Annotated in this window: 17 protein-coding genes and 1 pseudogene; 11 read left to right on the top strand and 7 right to left on the bottom strand. The window is 65.2% G+C overall.

What is annotated here, in order from left to right; all coding sequences use genetic code 11:
* Window positions 1–194: 194 nt before the first annotated feature.
* Together PX52LOC_RS26495 and PX52LOC_RS26500 are read left to right on the top strand one after the other, a co-directional pair.
* Entirely contained in the window at window positions 195–440 is a 246-nt protein-coding gene (locus PX52LOC_RS26495) for a DUF1737 domain-containing protein (RefSeq protein ID WP_149112913.1), read from the top strand.
* Between the two features lie 176 nt (window positions 441–616).
* A complete protein-coding gene (locus tag PX52LOC_RS26500) occupies window positions 617–1,441 on the top strand; it encodes a sigma-70 family RNA polymerase sigma factor (protein WP_149112914.1) in 825 nt (274 codons plus the stop codon).
* A 249-nt stretch (window positions 1,442–1,690) separates the two neighbouring features.
* On the opposite strand, the gene PX52LOC_RS26505 is transcribed toward PX52LOC_RS26500, so the two are convergent.
* A complete protein-coding gene (locus PX52LOC_RS26505) occupies window positions 1,691–2,770 on the bottom strand; it encodes an alpha/beta hydrolase (protein WP_149112915.1) in 1,080 nt (359 codons plus the stop codon).
* A gap of 31 nt (window positions 2,771–2,801) precedes the next feature.
* On the bottom strand, window positions 2,802–3,950 hold the full coding sequence (locus PX52LOC_RS41750) for an alpha/beta hydrolase family esterase (RefSeq protein ID WP_178132573.1): 1,149 nt from the start codon (window positions 3,948–3,950) through the stop codon (window positions 2,802–2,804).
* Between the two features lie 192 nt (window positions 3,951–4,142).
* Here PX52LOC_RS41750 and PX52LOC_RS26515 point away from each other — a divergent pair, with 192 nt between their 5' ends.
* From PX52LOC_RS26515 to PX52LOC_RS26550, 9 genes and pseudogenes are all read left to right on the top strand, one after another.
* The gene (locus PX52LOC_RS26515; RefSeq protein ID WP_149112916.1) at window positions 4,143–4,757 is read left to right on the top strand and encodes a hypothetical protein; all 615 of its coding nucleotides are present in this window, start codon (window positions 4,143–4,145) and stop codon (window positions 4,755–4,757) included.
* Between the two features lie 566 nt (window positions 4,758–5,323).
* Window positions 5,324–5,710: a response regulator gene (locus PX52LOC_RS26520; RefSeq protein ID WP_149112921.1), complete on the top strand. Its 387-nt coding sequence runs from the start codon at window positions 5,324–5,326 to the stop codon at window positions 5,708–5,710.
* Between the two features lie 510 nt (window positions 5,711–6,220).
* Window positions 6,221–6,628 (top strand): annotated as a pseudogene (locus tag PX52LOC_RS26525) (transposase); the annotation flags it as partial.
* Between the two features lie 232 nt (window positions 6,629–6,860).
* Window positions 6,861–7,430: a hypothetical protein gene (locus tag PX52LOC_RS40955; protein WP_168219218.1), complete on the top strand. Its 570-nt coding sequence runs from the start codon at window positions 6,861–6,863 to the stop codon at window positions 7,428–7,430.
* A 106-nt stretch (window positions 7,431–7,536) separates the two neighbouring features.
* The gene (locus PX52LOC_RS26530) at window positions 7,537–8,010 is read left to right on the top strand and encodes a GNAT family N-acetyltransferase (RefSeq protein WP_168219219.1); all 474 of its coding nucleotides are present in this window, start codon (window positions 7,537–7,539) and stop codon (window positions 8,008–8,010) included.
* A gap of 40 nt (window positions 8,011–8,050) precedes the next feature.
* On the top strand, window positions 8,051–8,782 hold the full coding sequence (locus tag PX52LOC_RS42850) for a hypothetical protein (protein WP_246173476.1): 732 nt from the start codon (window positions 8,051–8,053) through the stop codon (window positions 8,780–8,782).
* Between the two features lie 129 nt (window positions 8,783–8,911).
* Window positions 8,912–9,328 carry a response regulator gene (locus tag PX52LOC_RS26540; RefSeq protein WP_149112920.1) on the top strand — a complete coding sequence of 139 codons (417 nt, stop codon included), beginning with the start codon at window positions 8,912–8,914 and terminating at the stop codon, window positions 9,326–9,328.
* Window positions 9,329–9,654: 326 nt separating this feature from the next.
* On the top strand, window positions 9,655–10,041 hold the full coding sequence (locus tag PX52LOC_RS26545; protein WP_149112921.1) for a response regulator: 387 nt from the start codon (window positions 9,655–9,657) through the stop codon (window positions 10,039–10,041).
* Window positions 10,042–10,195: 154 nt separating this feature from the next.
* On the top strand, window positions 10,196–10,966 hold the full coding sequence (locus PX52LOC_RS26550; RefSeq protein ID WP_149112922.1) for a hypothetical protein: 771 nt from the start codon (window positions 10,196–10,198) through the stop codon (window positions 10,964–10,966).
* Between the two features lie 155 nt (window positions 10,967–11,121).
* Here PX52LOC_RS26550 and PX52LOC_RS26555 read toward each other — a convergent pair whose 3' ends face one another.
* The 5 genes from PX52LOC_RS26555 to PX52LOC_RS26575 form a co-directional block, all read right to left on the bottom strand.
* Window positions 11,122–12,039: a hypothetical protein gene (locus PX52LOC_RS26555; RefSeq protein WP_149112923.1), complete on the bottom strand. Its 918-nt coding sequence runs from the start codon at window positions 12,037–12,039 to the stop codon at window positions 11,122–11,124.
* Window positions 12,040–12,151: 112 nt separating this feature from the next.
* On the bottom strand, window positions 12,152–12,439 hold the full coding sequence (locus PX52LOC_RS26560) for a hypothetical protein (RefSeq protein ID WP_149112924.1): 288 nt from the start codon (window positions 12,437–12,439) through the stop codon (window positions 12,152–12,154).
* 466 nt (window positions 12,440–12,905) lie between these two features.
* On the bottom strand, window positions 12,906–14,246 hold the full coding sequence (thiC, locus tag PX52LOC_RS26565; protein ID WP_149112925.1) for a phosphomethylpyrimidine synthase ThiC: 1,341 nt from the start codon (window positions 14,244–14,246) through the stop codon (window positions 12,906–12,908).
* A 221-nt stretch (window positions 14,247–14,467) separates the two neighbouring features.
* Window positions 14,468–14,887, bottom strand: coding sequence for a YegP family protein (locus PX52LOC_RS26570; protein WP_149112926.1), 420 nt, complete (start codon window positions 14,885–14,887; stop codon window positions 14,468–14,470).
* Between the two features lie 85 nt (window positions 14,888–14,972).
* Window positions 14,973–17,408 (bottom strand): VIT domain-containing protein, encoded by a 2,436-nt coding sequence (locus PX52LOC_RS26575; RefSeq protein ID WP_149112927.1) that lies wholly within the window; start codon window positions 17,406–17,408, stop codon window positions 14,973–14,975.
* Window positions 17,409–17,478 lie beyond the last annotated feature (70 nt).

The following is a 17,478-nucleotide window of genomic DNA, read 5'->3' on the forward strand; positions in this document are numbered from 1 at the left end:
GGCGACCGTGAGGCACCTTGAGGCCGCCGATCCGACTTGGCGAGAGCGGTGTGTACAACGACGACCAAGGCGAGACCGCTGCGACCGTGTGATTGGTGCCGGAAGGGTTTGGCCGTATCCCGCGTGCCCCGACGACGGGACAGTCGTGATCCCTAAATTAGAAAGGCAACCCCATCAATCGAAGGATCCCCCTGATGACGGACCGCAACTCGCACTACCGCGTCGCCGAAGGTGCCGACGCCTGGGCACTGGAAACCGCCGTGAAATCGCTCATGGACGAGGGGTGGATACCCCAAGGTGGGGTTTGCGTCGTGCCCGCCGGGGTCGGGGAAGCGAAGTTCTTCCAGGCGATGACGCAGAACAACAAGCCTGCCGCCCCGTCGCTCCCCGCGGTCGCCGTCGCGGTGCCCGAAGCGGTCGCGGACCCGGGGGTGATGTGATGCCGGAATCGAGGGTGCTCCAAGCCTGAAGGATTGTGCATGGACGAGAATTAAACATTGTCTCGCAAGAGTTGTTCACGTATTATCTAAACTTGGTCAGACGGCTTCCCTCTTGCACAGCAATGGTACGCCGAACCGCCGCCCGATGAATACAATGTTCCCGTTCCGAGGCCGCCATGCCACTCACCGCACCCGCCCCGTCGTCGTTCGACACTTATTTAGTCGATGCCAACCGCACGTCGCTGCTCACGCACGCCGACGAGCGGGAACTCGCGGCCCGTGTTCGCAGCGGCGACCCGATCGCCCGCGACCAACTGGTCCGTGCCAACATGCGGCTCGTCGTCAACATCGCCAGGGGGTTTCGTGGCAAGGGCGTGTCGATTGAAGACTTGGTTGCCGAGGGGAATCTCGGCCTACTCCGGGCGGTTGAAGGGTACGACCCAGACATGAACACGCGGTTTAGCACGTACGCCGCGTACTGGATCAGCCAGAGCATGCGGCGGGGCGTCATCAACACGGCCCGGACGATCCGCGTGCCGGCGTATCTGTCGGTACTGCTCGGCCAGTGGGGGCGGGCCTCGCAAGCGTTGGCCGAAGAATTAGGCCGGCCGGCCACCCGCGAGGAGATTGCCGCACGACTGGGCCTCAAGCCGAAGCAGGCGCGGATGGTCGCGGACGCGATCCGCGTCGGCCGGACGCAATCGACCGGCGTGGACGAGGACGACGCCATCGGGAGCACGGAGACCGTGGCGGACTGGCGGGCGGACGCGCCGGGGGACGCCATGCAGGCCGCGGCCGACCTCAACCGCTTGTCTGAACTGCTCGGCAGACTCGACCAGCGGGAAGCGATGGTGTTGCGGTTGCGATACGGGATCGGCGGGGCGGAGCCGATGACTCTTAAGGACATCGGCGCGCACCTCGGCCTCACCCGCGAGCGGGTCCGCCAGATCGAGTCCGCCGCCCTCGCCCAACTCGGTGAGGACTTCGATCCGACTTCATGAGCGGAACGCTGGGCGGAAAACATTCTCAGACGACAACCCGCACCTCCGATCTCGATCCCGCCGCTGTGGACCGCCTGCGCGACTTCGCGGGCCAACACCGGCCGAATGGACCGGCGTGGCCATTTCGTTTTCAGACGTTGTCAGATCTGATGCGTCCTGCAAAGATGGAGATTCCGTTGCGAGGAATCCCTTGATTTTCGAGTAGTAGCCAACATTTCCGGGTAGTGGCCGTTGCTCCCCAGACCTGGGCTACTTCAGCCACTTCAACGCGAACTCGATGGCGGCGTTCTGGTCCTCGTCGGTCACCTTGTGCGCGACCCCCGCGTTCACCCGGACTACTAGGCGGTCGCTCGCCCCCGCTTTCTTATACGCGGCCTCGGCGGCCGCGATCGCGATCCGCGCGCCCTCGACCGGGCAGTTCGGGTCCGCGTCGCCGTTCGCGATGAACAGCGCGCGGGGCGAGCCGGCCGCGAACAGCGGCAGCAGGTTCGGGCAGTCGAAGTCGCCCAGGATGCCGGGGATCACCTTCGACCACACTTCACGGCACACCCGCCGGTTCACCGCCGGTTCGCCGAGGTCTTTGGCGGCGGCCTCGTGTGCGGCCTTGATGGTGTTCGCGCGGCCCTGCCAGCGGTCGTTCTCCAGACTCCACCGGAAGCTCTGAACTGCGATGAGCGGAGCCGCAACTGACACCCGGTCGTCCGCGGACGCCGCCAGCCACGTTTGGATGCCGCCCATGCTAACGCCGAGCATGCCGATGTGTTTGGCGTCCACCGCTTCGTGCTTCTCCAGCACGTCGAGGAGCCGCCACAGGTCCCAGACGGTGTCGTAGTAGAACGGGTGTTCCATCGGCCGATCGGCGGGAGAACGCCACGCCGTCGTGACGGAATCGACGTACGCGGTCGAGCCTTTCCCGGCGTTCGCCCGGCCGCCGTGGTAGCGGGCGTCGATCGCCACCCCGATCACCCCCCGGTCGGCGAACGCATCGAGCCACGACTGCATTCCCTCCTTGTTCCCGCCGGTGCCGTGCAGGACGATCATCACCGGCAGCTTGCCCTTCGCCCCGGCGGGAATGGCCATCAGGACCGGGACCCGCTCGACCGTGCCGTCGGCCTTCTTCTCGCTGGCGAACGACCACCGCGAGACGGCCCGCTTGCTCGCCACGACCGGCTTGGCGTCCTCGCGGACGTCGGCCGCAACCTCGGGCCGTTCGAGGGCCTTCAGGAGCGCCGCCTTCGCTTTCTCCGGCGGAAGGACGTTCTCCTGGGCGGTTAGCGTGGCAGGGCCGACCAACAAGGCCACGAACACGAAGGGGGCGGTGAAACGCATGGCAGGCTCCGGTGGGGCACACTCCGCAGGTTCAACAATGGAAGATGAAGCACTTCGGCAAGGCCTTTCGCAACACCTCGACCGCGGCATCGGTCACCTTGGTTTCGCACAGGGCGAGCGCGGTCATGTGTTTGAGCTTCGCCAGCTCCTTAAGTCCACTGTCCGCCACCTCCGTTTTGGCCAGGTCGAGGCCGAAGGAGGATTCGGGCATCGGCAACTCTGGGACGACGCCGTCCTTCCACTTTTCGAATCGGAACGCCGGGATCACGCCGGCCTCGGGCTTCTCGACAAAGGTCAGGGCGCCAGTCATTTCGGTCTTCATCCACCCAACCGTTGCCCCCGCTTCTTTCCACGCCTTGACGACGTTTTCGGGCAACGGCTTGGGCTGATCCTCCTTGTCTATGTCTTTGAAGAACATCGCGATTCGCTCCGCGGCACCGTCGGGAACCTCGTGACCGCCGGGGTGGATGAACGCAACCACCGGCGGGCCGCCTTTCGCCCGGTACTCGGTACAATTCTTCCCGGCGGCCTTCCCGTCCGCATCGCACCCGTTCAACTTCCTCATGAACTCGATCGTCTTCTGCTGGCCGTCGAACTTGACCAGCGGGTCCTTCTCCCCGGCGACGTGCAGCACGGGAACCGGCTTGAGGTCTTTCTGGAAGCGTGGGGTGATCGTCGCGGCGACCGGCGCGACGGCGGCCAACGTCCCCGGACGGGCGGCTAGCAGCAGATAGGTGAAGAATCCACCGTTCGAGTGCCCGGCCGAGTAGACCCGCTTCTCGTCCGCCCCGTACTCGTCCACGCACGCTTTGAGCATCGCGTCGAACAGCTTCAAGTCGCGGTCGTCCTGATCGCCGACGAATTTCTGCCAGCCGGCTCGCTTGCCGTCAGGGTCCACGAGCGGGGCAGGGGTGGGCAGGCCCTGTGGATAGACCACGACCGCCTCCGGCCACCGCGTGTGGAAGTCGAATTTCTTCGCTGCGAAGGTGGCCGTACCACCGTGGCCGTGCCAGGCGAAGATCACCGGCTTCTTCGTGCCGGACGGGTTGTACACCAAGGCCTCCCGGGTGTCGTTGCCGACCTTCCAGGTAACCTTCTTCAACTCGACCTTATCCGACCCGTCAGCGGCGGCCGGAAACGAGAGGGCGATAACGATGAGCGCAGCGCGGGATGAGAACATGTGACGACTCCGTCGAGTCAATCCCCTCGGTCACAGACCGGCGGGCGATCGAACTGTTTTGATACAACACCCAAGAACCTGAAAGGTTACGCGAATTCGGCATCCAGTTCAGCGGCCGCTGCGTAGAGAGGGGTACGGGTCGGGTGCACGCAGCGAGCGTGCGGTCCCCGCCAAAAAGACCGAGGACTCGTCATGGCCGCAACGCAGAATCCGCCCCCGAAGACCGTTCCAAGCAAAGTCTCGGTCCGAAAAATAAAGACCCCCGCCCTCGAAATCGATGTCACCGCAGAGGTCATCGCCGACGGCACCACGAACGACACGGGCACTCAGGGCAATACATCCTTTACGCCCGAAGGCGCGGTGGGTAGCGGTCAAAGCTTTTTTGGCACGCCAGGTTTCGCCTTCGTGACCAAGAACGGCCAAGCCCTCATCACCAAAATCAACGGCCCCGTGCAGATCAAGGGGAACGTAAAGATTCAGACCGTGTACGGGCCAAATGCCGACGCCACTCAGACCTCGGGCTACGGGCGGGGGACCACGCCCGACGACGAGAAGGCTGGAAACACCACCCTCGGCTTCCACGAATCCTGCCACCGAAGTGATTACCTCAATTATCTGAGGACCAAGCCGTTCCCCACGTTCACGGGGAGAGTTGGGATGACCCGGGTGGCCTATGAGAAGGCCGTCGCCGATTTCCAAAAGGCCATCGAGAAATATTTCGCGGACATGGACAAGGACAGCCTCCAGCGGACCGACGAAGTCGGCTACAAGAAGTCGACCTACGACGTCAAAGGGCCGCGCCCGTAAATGGTATTGAGTCAGCCAGCATGCTCTCAAACTTCACCCGTCAGGCGACGGGCTTTCGACTCGCGTGCGGATCTCGCTGAATCCCCGCATTGTCCTTGTCCAGCATCGCCATCCAGATCGGCCCCAAGCCGTTACCATGCCTCTACGTCTCCAAACCGAAGGCGCACATCATTGCAGGCTGGAACTCCTGAACGATCATGCCCCCGCAGCATTGTCTGGTATCCGGTCAGATGAACTCATCCGAGGCCGGGATGAGTTCATCTGACCGGCTCCACCGACGCGCCCCTCTCTGTTCTCGTCGTCGATGACAACGCCGACGCGGCCGACAGCCTAGCCCAGATCATCGCCCTCCACGGGCACACGCCCCAAATCGCCCGCACCGGCCGGGACGCCCTCCTCCTCGCCGTGCGGGCGTACGTGTTCAGCGGCCGGACGCGGCTCGTGAACGTCGCCGACTTTGGGGGGGACGTGCGGTGGTGGGGCGGCGAAATCGCTCATCGTTCTCGGCCGGGAATCCGTCTACAATGGCGTCCGCCCCACCAGTCCCGTCCATGCGGAGGCGATCCATGGTCGCGGTAGCCACACGGTCGACGGCCCGAGTGCTGTGCGTGGACGACCACCGGGACGCGGCGGACAGTCTCGCGGCCCTGTTGACGGCGCTCGGGTACGACGCCCGGGCGTGCTACGACGGGCCGACCGCCCTGCGGGTGGCCGCCGAGTTCGAGCCGGACGTGTGCCTGCTCGACCTGAACATGCCGGGCATGGACGGGGATGAATTAGCCCGCCGACTGCGGGCCGACGCCGGGGACGCGCCGATGATCCTCGTGGCCATCACCGGGCGGGGCGACGCCGAGTCGCGGCTGCGGATCGAGGCGGCCGGGTTCCACCAGCACCTCGTCAAGCCCGCGGCGGTGGAACAGATCGTGGGCGCGATGAACAAGCCGGGGACGTGACGCCATGGACCGCGGCCCACTCAGCAACCGTGCAAGTTGGGTAGGTACTTGCAGCAGTAGCCGATGGTCCGCTTGACTGGGGCATGACGGGCATGCCAATGGAATTGGTAGTGGTAGTGGTGTCGAGGGGAAAAGGGGTGGTGATGATCTTGTAGTGATTTGCTAGGCGGGGACGGGAACTGCTCCCGTTACACGAGGATAGTCGTGGCACGAGGCGGCCTGAAACAGGATCGCGATGTCGCGGGTGGTAAAGAGCCGGAGGAGCGGGTGACGAAATCGAAGTTTCGGGACGACCAATCCTGGGACGTCTCCGGCGACAAGCGTATGATCCACGGGCCGGGGACGAGGTGCCCGCAGGGAAGTTTTACGGCGGTCGCTGAGAATCGCCGGGACGCCGGGACAAAGTGGCGGCCATCGGGGCGGTCACGGTTTCGTCGGCCGGCCGGCGGATGGGATTTTTACTTGGGGCTGTCCAAGAGTCCGGAGTCCCGCCCGACGGCCGCCAAGTTGGACGGCCGCGCCGTGCAATCGACGCCCGAGAGCGGCGGCCGGGCGGGGTACGATGGGGCGAAGAAGAACGGGTCCAAGGTGCACATCGCCGTGGACACGCCGGGCCACCTGCCGGCGTTGAAGGTGACGGCGGCCAACGAGCAGTGGCGGGCTCGGGTGGCGGACTTGACGGCCCGCCGGCAAAAGGTGACCGGCGGCACGGTCGAAGTCGTCTTCGCCGATCCGGGGTACACCTGGGACGACGCGGCCGGCCAAGAGGGGGGCTACGGCATCCGGCGGTGGGTCGGCGAGCGGAGCTTCGCCTGACTCGGTCGATTCCGGCGGCTGACCCGGGATTACGAGCGGCTGCCCGAGACGTTGGCCGGTTGGCACTGGCTCGCCTTCCTCACCTTGCTCCTCCCAGGTTAGGACTTCAAATTGCATAACTGGCGCGAGGGCCGTGAGGGCTGCTTCCGCGGCCACCGGCTCATCGCCATGTTCGGGGTCGGCCCGCTGCTCGACTAGACCCGCTCGCTCCATCGCGTCACAGACAGAAGCACCCAAATCTCGGCTGAGGCGTGGCGGATTTCAACTGGAATGAACTCCGGCCGGATGGTAAGCTTTCACCTTTGTGCGAACTTCGCCCTCCGAGGACCAACTCGTGCGACCGATCCTTTTGGCCACCGTCTTCTTGACCGGCAACATTTTCTTCTCACAGGGAGGTGCGGCCGCCGACGACAAGAAGAAGCCGGCCCCCACAGTGGCCGAAGTCAGCGTAGCCAACTGGGAACAGCCGAAGGAGTTGAAGAAGGGGAAGGACGCCATCTTCTGGGTGTGGTACGAGAACGGCTTCTGGTACTTGCGGACCACGGGCGGGAAGGACGTGCATCGGTTCCAGGGGCTGATCACCGTCACCGGCGGGAAGCTCTCGAACCTGAAAGGTCTGGGCGGCGAGAAGAAGGGGAAACTCGCCGACCAGTACGTGTTCAACAAGGACCGGACGATGTTGGAGTTCGACTTCCGGACGGGCGGACAATGGGACGGCCTGAACTTCGCCGTAGACGAGAACGCCACGGCGATGAAGTTCGAATTGAAGGTCGATGGCGTGGCCCGGCCGGCACAAGTCAAGATCGGCAAGGACGGCGAACACCCGGCGGAGGCCGACTTCATCACCCCCGCCCGCCCCGTCAACAAGACGCCGGCTGCCGCGACCGGCAAACCCAAGAAGTAACCCACCGTGCCCGTCATCGTCGCCATCCACTTTTTGCTGGCCGGCGTGGCCCTGCACGGGGCGCGCCGACGGAGAAACCCCCGTAGACCACATCGGATCGCGATCCATGATCACTTCGCCGGATGTGCTGGTTCGTGACGCCACACTCTCGGACGTGCCAGCCATCGCGGCAATGGCGGGGGAGTTCGCCAGCTACATGCGCGACCTCGGGGATGCGACCGACCTCAAACTGAACGCCGCAGCCATTGAGCGGGACGGGTTCGGTCCCGAACCGGCCTTTCGCGGGGTCGTGGCCGAGTTGGCGGGCGAAGTCGTCGGCTACCTATTCCATCACGACGGGTACGACACGGACGCGGCCGTTCGACTCCTGGTTGTGGTCGACCTGTTCGTCACGGCATCGGTTCGCGGGCGGGGCGTTGGGTCTTCCTTGATGCGACGGGCCCGGGAAGTTGCGGCGGCCCGCAGCGCGCAGCAGATCGTGTGGACGGTCCACCGGCTGAACGCGAGGGCGCGAAAGTTCTACAAGACCCTCGGCGGTCGGTGCGTCGAGGAGATCGACCTGATGTACCTCCAGATCTGAGGCCGCGCATGTGGGGAGTGATCGCACCGGAGGGCGGGCGATGACGGAGGCGGAGTGGCTGGCGGCATCAAATCCTGCTCTACTGCTCGGATTCCTCCGCGGCTCTGAAGAATACCGTAAGTTCCGGTTGTTCGCCTGCGCGTGTGCGCGTCGGGTTGTACACCTCGTCCGGGACGAACGGGCGAAGGCGGCCCTCGGGTTCGCTGAGCAGTTGGCCGATCGGACGGGGGCGGCGCGGAGGGGGCGGCCGGCGATCCACAAGGCGGGCCTTGCGGCGTGTCAGTCGCTGTGGGGGCAGGACCAAGGGCGGTTCGACAGCGGTGAGCTACTCGCCCACCTGGCGGAATCCAACGCGACGCACGCCGCCGTGAAGACCGCGGAAGCCGACGCCACGGTTGCGGCCGCGGCGTGTACCACGGCCAGTCTCGCCGCGGCGTACACCACCTGTCGCCCGCCCCGTTTTCCGACGCCTTTTCCACCCGATCGCGGAGACCGGATCGCGGATGAAGAGCGGACACAAGTCGTTCTCTTTCGCGACATCTTCGGCAGCCCGTTCCGTCCCGTGACGTTCTCCCCGTCGTGGCTCACCCCGACCGCCATCGGCCTCGCGGAAGCGATCTACGCCGACCTCGCCTTCGACCGACTGCCGATCCTCGCCGACGCGCTGCAAGACGCCGGGTGCGAGGACATCGACATCCTCGCCCACTGCCGGGGCGACTGGCCGCACGCACGCGGGTGCTGGGTCGTTGATGGAGTGTTGGGCAAACGGTGACGGCGAAGCGTCAAGCGGACAGCCGCAACTTCACCACGCTTTCGGACACCCGACCGGCCCGGAGTGCCGTAGAATGACCTTCACCTCGCCCGGCAGCATCCTCCCGCCTCGCCCCGCGACCTCTCCCCCATGACCGACTCCACCGACGCACCCCTTTCCGTTCTCGTCGTCGATGACAACGCCGACGCGGCCGACAGTTTGGCCCAGATCATCTCCCTCCACGGGCACACGCCCCGAATCGCCCGTACCGGCCGGGATGCCCTCCGCCTTGCCGCCGAGCGGCCGCCCGATGTGGCCATCCTCGACCTCCTCCTACCCGACCTCGACGGATGGGCGGTAGCCCAGCACCTCAACGCCGGGGGCCGCCCGCCGGTCCTCGCTGCCGTCACCGGGTGCGACGACCGAGCGGGCCGGAATCTCTCAACCGGCGCGGGCATCCGGTTCCACTTCGTCAAGCCGGTCGACCCTGGCGTGATCCTCGACCTGCTCAACTGGGCCGTCCGGACGAAGCGATCGGCCGGCCTCGGGGGAACGCCTCCGGAATGATCCCCCGGCCGCTGTCACCTTTCCCTCGCCGATGCCGATTGTCCGTGCAGACAATCCCTCCCCACACGGCCTCCGCTCCTCGGGGCCGTTACAAGGACTGCCGCCGCGTTCGATCGCCGCACCGTTTGGTCCCCAGCACTGGCCCCCGTTCGACTGGGCCGGCGGCGTACCTATCGCGCTACCGGGCGCAGTTCGTGAACGTTGCCGACCTGGGGGACGTGCGGCGGTGGAGGCGGTAAAGGCGGCGAAATCGCTCATCGTTCTCGGCCGGGAATCCGCCTACAATGGCGTCCGCCCCACCAGTCCCGTCCACACGGAGGCGATCCATGGTCGCGGTAGCCACACGGTCGACGGCCCGAGTGCTGTGCGTGGACGACCACCGGGACGCGGCGGACAGTCTCGCGGCCCTGTTGACGGCGCTCGGGTACGACGCCCGGGCGTGCTACGACGGGCCGACCGCCCTGCGGGTGGCCGCCGAGTTCGAGCCGGACGTGTGCCTGCTCGACCTGAACATGCCGGGCATGGACGGGGATGAATTAGCCCGCCGACTGCGGGCCGACGCCGGGGACGCGCCGATGATCCTCGTGGCCATCACCGGGCGGGGCGACGCCGAGTCGCGGCTGCGGATCGAGGCGGCCGGGTTCCACCAGCACCTCGTCAAGCCCGCGGCGGTGGAACAGATCGTGGGCGCGATGAACAAGCCGGGGACGTGACGCCATGGACCGCGGCCCACTCAGCATCGCGCCGGCCCAGCAGAACTCTCCACCCACGGCTTGACCCACGGCCGTCCGCCGGGTCCAATGTCGTGCCGGTATTATCGTGCGCCGGCGCTCACTAAGACTTTGTTCGGCGGCAGAGAGGCGTTCGATGCTCGGCTGGCTGTTCTCGCCATCGTGCCCATGCGATTCCGCTGCGAAAGCGTGGATTGAGGAGAGGCTGGAGTGGCTGGCCGGCGAGTTCGACGACAGCGCGTTCTCCGGTAGGCCGGTCGTGCTGCCCACGCCCGAGTTCTTCCCGGACGCATACGACGGTTCCAAGAAGACCGTCCGGAGACTCCTCGACCGCGTTTGCGAGTACATGGACGTAGTGCCCGACCTCATCACGTTGAAATTCGTGGCCGACGCCGGCAAAATTTGGCTCGAAAATGAAGCCGGACACTACCTGCCCGGAGCGGCCGGCACTTATGAAGAGAGCGAGCGTAAGTTCATCATCCGCATCGACAAGTCCGGGCTCGATGACCCGATGGGTCTAGTCGGCACCATTGCCCACGAGTTGGCCCACGTCCGGCTTCTGGGCGAGAGCCGGATCATGCGAGAGGTGTTCGACAACGAGGTGCTGACCGACCTCGCCGTCGTCCACTTTGGGCTCGGCATCTTCTTGGCCAACACGCCCCGGAACTGGGATAGCCAGTACACCAAGTGGCCGGACACGGACTTGCTCAAGCCTGAGTATCTGACGCCGCCAATGTTCGGCTGGGCACTCGCACACTTGGCTTGGTTCCGCGGGGAGGAGCAGCCCGAGTGGGCGCGACATTTAAACGGTAACGCTCGGGCCAATCTCAAACAGGGTCTACGCTACCTGTTGACAACGAGAGACTCGTGGTACAGGCCGCCGAGTCTGCGGCGGGGCAGCAGGTAAGACGCTGCACCGGTTCGCCGGCCGGGTCGCCCGTTGACCCCTTGTTCGGCCAGACAGGGGGCCGCTTGCCCACGTCCGTGTCGAAGGCTGGAATGAGGGCAGCAGCGTGTCGCCCCCGTGGTGGTTGCCGCATGACACCGCAGTAGTGGAACCGGTTAGCCCTGTTCCTTGGCGATGGCGAGGAACCGCACGGCTTGTTGGATCAGGGGCACCGCCTTCCGGAAGTCGTTCGCCTTGGCGGCGGCCATCGACTCGCCCAGCCGGGCCTTTGCCCGCGTGCCGTCGTCGTTGCCCAGTTCGTCGGCCGCGTTCAGTTCGGCCCCCCACTGCTTGAGCAACTCGGCGTACTTGCCCTGCGCTTGACTCGCCTCAAACGTCATGCCCTGCTGGGCCTTCGTCCGCTCGGCGTGGTAGGCGTTGAGTTCCTTCTCCAGCCGATCGACGAGCGGGACCGCGTCCTCGACCCGGCCGCCCTGCACGAGCTTCCGGGCTGCCTCCAGTCGGTCCTGCCAGTCGGGGACCGGTTTGCTGTTGCCCGCCCGCCGCAGCAAGGCGCTCATCCGATCCGGGACAGTCGGGGCCGCGCCGACGGCCGCTGGGGCCGCTGCGGCCTCGATCTCTGCCCGCACGGCGTCCGACTTGTCCACCGGCGGGGGGACGGACGGCGGCTTCGGAGGCTCGGGGGCGGCCACCTTGCCGTCGGAGAACTTGTTGGCCCGAGTCCGTTCGGCAGGGTAGGGGTGGCGGAACAGGGCGTACCGGTCGGCCGCCGCCCGGACGACCGCTTGCATGACGCCGAGGGCCTTCATCGAGATCGTCTTGCCGTCCGCGATGACGAAGACGGAGTCCTTGTCCTGGGGCAAGAACCCGGCCCAACAGATGCCTTCGACGAAGTCCTTGCACTCGACGAGAGCGGCGGCGACATCCGCCTTCGTCGGTTTGCTGGTGCCGATGACCAGCTCGCCCTTTTCCGCCCCCTTCTTCCGCTTCCCCTCTGCGAAGGCGAAGTAGAATAACTTGTTACCGCCGCTGGATGCAACCTTGCCCATCGCCGTCTTGAGATCGTCCGGCATGTCGGACCCTCCAGGTGCGTGCGCAGCGGCCCGGGCGGGCGAAACGTCTCGCGGCCGACGGCACGCGGCGGTTATCATAGTCGGCACGACCGGCCATTCCACCGCGGCCGTGTCAGCGGTTCGCGCGGCGCGATACGCGAGGAGGGTACCGGTGTGGCCGACGTGACGGGTTTCCCGTTCCCGCGGTGACCGGGTCCGGCTTGTCATACCACCCCGCCGCACGGCGGGCTTCTTCGATCTCTTGCACTTCTGCCATCATCTCGTCAAGGTGATCGCTTTCAGCCATCGCGGCGGCGAGTTGCCGGGCCGCGGTTCTGTTCTCGGCCCACGACCACGCCCCGCCGACGGTCGTCGCGACGGCGAGCACGGCACACAGGGCGGCGGGAGTTCGGAATCGCATGGCCAAGACTCTCCGGCAACGGGCGGCGGCAGGGACGTTCCCACGGTAAACGGGAACGACCCACGGGCGAAGACCGTTGCGGAATCCGCCGGCCAAGTCCTCACTCCGCTTTCATCTTGCCCCTTGCCCGCCGCCACAAGCCGCCGGCCTGGCCGGAGAGCAGGCCCCGGATGCGGTCCCGTGGACATCGCGGATGTCGTGGCGCCTGGCGGGCGGTGGTGATGTCACCCGCGGCGGGAATTCGGGCGGGGCAGGGGCGCCATCAGTTCGTGAAACCGGCGATCGGCTTCCTTCCTAATCCTGCCCGAGGTTGTGCCGCCGAGCGGCGATGATGACAAAGTCGGCGTTGCGATCCCGACGGAACCACGACTTGGGGCACGTATGAAAACATCCTCCGACGAGTGGGGTGAAGTCCACGGTCGTCGAAGGATGTTATGCCGTATCGAGGTTCTCTCGGCGGCAAGGGTTACTTTGCCAACGATAGCGGGGTAAGGTTTGACGAAATACGGGCCGCGTCGTCGGCTAATTTGCGAACGTCTTGCGTGATTCGCATCGAACAGAATTTCGGGCCGCACATCGAGCAGAATTTCGCGCTCTTGAACACGTCCTGCGGGAGTGTTTCGTCGTGCATCCGGCGGGCCGTTTCGGGGTCCAGGCTCAACTCGAATTGGCGGTTCCAGTCGAACTCGAAGCGGGCCTTACTCAATTGGTCGTCGCGGACGCGGGCGTTCTTTCGGCCGCGGGCGATGTCCCCGGCATGGGCGGCGATTTTGTACGCGATCACGCCCTGCCGCACGTCGTCTTTGTTCGGCAGGCCGAGGTGTTCCTTCGGCGTCACGTAGCACAGCATCGCCGCGCCGGCCTCGGCGGCGAGGGCCGCGCCGATCGCACTCGTGATGTGGTCATAGCCGGGCGCGATGTCCGTCACGAGGGGGCCGAGAACGTAAAAGGGGGCGTCGTGACAGAGCTCTCGCTCCTTCTCGATGTTCATCTTCACGAGGTGCATCGGGATGTGACCGGGGCCTTCGATCATCACTTGGCAGCCGTGCTCCCAGGCCTTCAGGGTCAATTCGCCGAGGGTCTTGAGTTCTGCGAACTGGCCAGCGTCGTTGGCGTCCGCGAGGCTGCCAGGGCGGAGGCCGTCGCCGAGGCTGAACGTCACGTCGTAGGCCCGCATGATCTCGCAGAGTTCGCCGAAGTGCGTGTACCACGGGTTCTGTTGGTGGTGGGCGACCATCCAGGCGGCCATCAGGGAACCGCCGCGCGAGACGATGCCGGTCACGCGGTCGCGGGTCAGGGGGACGTGTTCGAGCAACACGCCGGCGTGGATCGTCATGTAGTCCACGCCCTGCTTCGCCTGGTGCTCGACCGTGTCGAGCATCATCTTTGGTGTAATGTCGCGCGGGTCTTTGACGTTCTGGATGATCTGGTAGATCGGCACCGTACCGATGGGGACCGTCGAGGCGTCGATCATCGCTTGACGGATGCCGTCGATGTTGCCGCCGGTCGAGAGGTCCATCACCGTGTCGGACCCGAGATGAACGGCAGTGTGCAATTTTTCGAGTTCGTCATCGACCTTGCCGGTCACGGCCGAGTTGCCGATGTTCGCGTTGATCTTGCACGACGAGGCCACGCCGATGCACATCGGTTCGAGCTTCTTTGACAGGTGAACGGTGTTCGCAGGAATGACCATCCGGCCGCGAGCGACTTCGGAGCGAATCAGTTCCGGCGACAGGTCTTCGCGCTTGGCGACGAACTGCATCTCCGGCGTGACTGTTCCCGCGCGGGCGGCTTCTAATTGTGTCATGGGCCAACGATCCCCGAATGGGGCGGGACGTGCGAGGGCAGGGTAGTGCCGCTCGTTCGCTTTCCCCGCCGGAATAACCCGGTTAAGGTCCGAAGGGTGTAATCTCAGCCCACCGAACCGGCGGCGGGCACCCCTAGCGATTGCTGGGAGTATTGTAGGGGGCGAAACGAAACGACGGCAACCATTCCGGTCGCCGTCGTGGAAAAACTGATGCCCGAGGGCTACTTCTTCTCGGCTTCCTTCTCCGTGACGGTCGCGTCTTTTGCACCCTTCTGGATCGCTGCGACTACTTTGTCGGCGTCGGCCTTCGCCTTGTAGCTGCCGGTGGAACTGCCGACGTTCTGGCCGTTCTTGGCCTTCAGCCGGAAGCGGCTCTCCTTCTTGGTGTCCTCGTACACTTCGATCGTGTACTTCGAGATGTCGTCCTTGAAGTTCTCGACCATCTTCTTGCAGTCGGCCTTCTTCACGTACCCTTGGCCGGAGTTGGCGACATTGGTTCCCTCGCCGTCGAGCAACCGCCAGCGGAATTCTCCCTTCGCGTCGGGGTAGATTTCGAAGGCCATTTTCTTGTCGGCGGCGGATGCGACCGGCACGGCCAAGAGGGCGAGCGATAAGGCGATGAAGTTGCGACGGGTCAGCATGACGGGGGACCTCGGAGAGAAAGGAAGTGTCTCTCACGATTCTACGAACCCGCCGGCGGGCCGTCCCGCCGGCGGTCACTTGCGTCTACTTCGCGGCGGCGAAGAGTTTATTCAGTTCTTCGTCCTTCAGGTCGTCGGCCCCGTCCTTCGGGTCGATGACGAGCGCCTCGTTGCTCGGCGTGACCCAGACGATGTGGTTGCCGAGTTGATAGACGTCCTTCAGCTGGGGCTGCTTTTCCAACAAGCGGAAGTACGCAGCCCCTTGTGCCTTGATGGCGACCAGCTTCATCTTCGCGTCGTACTTCTCGTCGATCCAGACGCCGCCGACCTCGACACAGTTTCGGCCGTAGGCGGCCCGGGTGGCCGTCTGGCTAAGCCGCGACTGATTGCGGAGCGCGTCGGAGGCGAGAGCCAAGTCTACGCCCTGGGAGCCGACCTGATTCGCCCGGAGGTTACCCTTGTAGTTGCGGTCCGCTTCCGTCAGGACCGACTGATCCTTCTTCGCCTTCTCCAGCGCGTCCGCGTATGCCCCCTTGCGATCCTCCGGTTTGAGATCCTTGAGCCGTTCGTCGATTTGGCGATTCTGCACGCCGCCGCGACCGCCCGCGATCCCGTCCTTGCCGCCGGACTTGGTCGCGTCACCCGCCGCCTGCTTCGCCACCTCGGCGGTCTTGGCTTCCGCCGCCGCCGGGCCGCCGACACCGGGCGCGCTGGGCAGCAGTCCACCGAACACGGGACCGTTGGTGGGCATCATGGAGCGCGACCGGCCGAGAGTCGCCACCGGCATCGGGCCGTCCGGCACGACGAGGTAACTCGTGTACGGCGTCGCGATACCGTACTTCTTCGCGAGTTGCGTCACCTCATCGACGAGTTCCTTCTTCTCACCGTTGGCCCGAATCTGGTCGAGGATGTACCCGACCTTCCGGCGCGCCCAGAGGTGTTCGACGAACTCCTTGTCATCGCTCGTGCGCGTGCCGGGAAAGGTGAACTCTTCGACCAACTCCTTACTCTCGCGGCCGATCATTCCGCTGAGCCGGACGGTGGCCGGACCGCTGCCGGAGAACCGGCCGATGACGACGAGTTGGCTACCGTGGAACAGGTCGGGCAACTGAACGGGGTAGACTTCGTGCAGGCGGACCCCGCTCGCCGAGAGTTTGACGTTCGTCATCACCGGGTGGCTGATCTTCGCGTAGAGGCTGCTGACTTTCGCCTCGATGTCCTCGGAGGGACGGACGTATGTGCTGACGCCGCGAGTCGCGTCGGCGAGTTGGTCGAGCATCGCGGCGTTCACGTCGTCGCCGACGCCGAAGGTGAAGATGCGCGTCTCCGCGCCGACCTTGGCCCCGACGGCCTTCACGATCTTGTCCGGGTTCGTCTCGTCCACGGTCGGCAGGCCGTCTGTGAAGAAGACGATGTTGAACGACCGGCCCGGCTCGCCCTTCGATCGCAGCGACAGCGCGGTTTCGAGAGCGGGCAATATGGCAGTGCCGCCGCTCTGGCGGAGGTCATCGACCCACTTCTCGGCCCGCTCGAGTTGCTCTTTCGAGGCGGATTGCAGGCGGTCGTCGAACGTACTAACCGTGGTGGCGAAACTGACGAGCGCGAATCGGTCGTCCGGCTTGAGGTTGCCCAGACAGTGCTTGAGGGCTTTCTTCGCCTGGGCCATCTTCAGGTCGGACATGCTGCCCGACTTGTCCAGCACCATCACCAAGTCGCGGGGCACGCGCTGAATCTTGCTCGCCTCCGTCGAGGGAGAAATCAGAAACATGAAGTACCCGTCCTCGCTCGAAATTGGCCGGTAGAGCAGGGGGGTGATGCCGATGGGCTGGGCGCTCGTAGCGTAGAAGAGTTGGAAGTCCTTGTCGAGCAGGGCTTGGTTCTTCTCGAAATCGACGACCACCTCGCGGTCAGAGTTGCGGTTGAGGGCGATCGCGTGCGTCGGGCTGTAAACGGACTGGATCGGCGATTGCGACTTCAACGTCACGCGGACGAACACCTCGTCGAGCGTGCGGTTGGCCCGGCCGTCGGTCTTCATCGGGTAGATGTACTCGACCACGCCGGCGTCTTTCGGGGCGACGTGCGTGAACCGGAGTTTCACCTTCTGAGTGCTGTTAGCCGGGATCGGGAAGACGCGCATCCGCAGGAGGTCGTTGCCGACGTATTCGAGGATGCCGGGGTCGCGCGTCCGGCGGACGATCTCGGTGTAAATCTGATTCGCCTTCTTCGCGTCGAGCAGTTCGCCGGCGGTTTCCTTGCCGTCGATCCACATCGTGAACTTGTTGATGCTCGCCCCCTTCGGCACCGGGAAGACGTAGGTCGCCTCCACCGGCCGGCTCGTGTGGTTGCGGAACAACTGCTCGACCGTGGTGGCGGCCACCTGTTCGTCGATGGTCGCGTCGACCTTGTGGCTGACCATCGAGAGCGGCGGCACGGACGTGTCGTCGGGGAGGAGCAACCCGTGGGCCTGGGCGAATTGGCTCCAGGCGAGCAGGGCTAACGCGGTGAGGATTCGGGTACGCATGACCGCCTCGCACGAACGGGGAAGGGAAGGGGAGTCGTCCCCACCCCAATCTTAACGCGAGAGGCGGCCG

Source organism: Limnoglobus roseus, from assembly GCF_008254045.1.
Classification (GTDB): Bacteria; Planctomycetota; Planctomycetia; order Gemmatales; family Gemmataceae; genus Limnoglobus; species Limnoglobus roseus.

What these genes read in the sequence shown, in the direction of transcription:
- PX52LOC_RS26495 (WP_149112913.1), top strand. Translation starts at nt 195, where the DNA reads ATGACGGACCGCAACTCGCACTACCGCGTCGCCGAAGGTGCCGACGCC.
- PX52LOC_RS26500 (WP_149112914.1), top strand. Translation starts at nt 617, where the DNA reads ATGCCACTCACCGCACCCGCCCCGTCGTCGTTCGACACTTATTTAGTC.
- PX52LOC_RS26505 (WP_149112915.1), bottom strand. Translation starts at nt 2,770, where the DNA reads ATGCGTTTCACCGCCCCCTTCGTGTTCGTGGCCTTGTTGGTCGGCCCT.
- PX52LOC_RS41750 (WP_178132573.1), bottom strand. Translation starts at nt 3,950, where the DNA reads ATGTTCTCATCCCGCGCTGCGCTCATCGTTATCGCCCTCTCGTTTCCG.
- PX52LOC_RS26515 (WP_149112916.1), top strand. Translation starts at nt 4,143, where the DNA reads ATGGCCGCAACGCAGAATCCGCCCCCGAAGACCGTTCCAAGCAAAGTC.
- PX52LOC_RS26520 (WP_149112921.1), top strand. Translation starts at nt 5,324, where the DNA reads ATGGTCGCGGTAGCCACACGGTCGACGGCCCGAGTGCTGTGCGTGGAC.
- PX52LOC_RS26530 (WP_168219219.1), top strand. Translation starts at nt 7,537, where the DNA reads ATGATCACTTCGCCGGATGTGCTGGTTCGTGACGCCACACTCTCGGAC.
- PX52LOC_RS42850 (WP_246173476.1), top strand. Translation starts at nt 8,051, where the DNA reads ATGACGGAGGCGGAGTGGCTGGCGGCATCAAATCCTGCTCTACTGCTC.
- PX52LOC_RS26540 (WP_149112920.1), top strand. Translation starts at nt 8,912, where the DNA reads ATGACCGACTCCACCGACGCACCCCTTTCCGTTCTCGTCGTCGATGAC.
- PX52LOC_RS26545 (WP_149112921.1), top strand. Translation starts at nt 9,655, where the DNA reads ATGGTCGCGGTAGCCACACGGTCGACGGCCCGAGTGCTGTGCGTGGAC.
- PX52LOC_RS26550 (WP_149112922.1), top strand. Translation starts at nt 10,196, where the DNA reads ATGCTCGGCTGGCTGTTCTCGCCATCGTGCCCATGCGATTCCGCTGCG.
- PX52LOC_RS26555 (WP_149112923.1), bottom strand. Translation starts at nt 12,039, where the DNA reads ATGCCGGACGATCTCAAGACGGCGATGGGCAAGGTTGCATCCAGCGGC.
- PX52LOC_RS26560 (WP_149112924.1), bottom strand. Translation starts at nt 12,439, where the DNA reads ATGCGATTCCGAACTCCCGCCGCCCTGTGTGCCGTGCTCGCCGTCGCG.
- thiC (WP_149112925.1), bottom strand. Translation starts at nt 14,246, where the DNA reads ATGACACAATTAGAAGCCGCCCGCGCGGGAACAGTCACGCCGGAGATG.
- PX52LOC_RS26570 (WP_149112926.1), bottom strand. Translation starts at nt 14,887, where the DNA reads ATGCTGACCCGTCGCAACTTCATCGCCTTATCGCTCGCCCTCTTGGCC.
- PX52LOC_RS26575 (WP_149112927.1), bottom strand. Translation starts at nt 17,408, where the DNA reads ATGCGTACCCGAATCCTCACCGCGTTAGCCCTGCTCGCCTGGAGCCAA.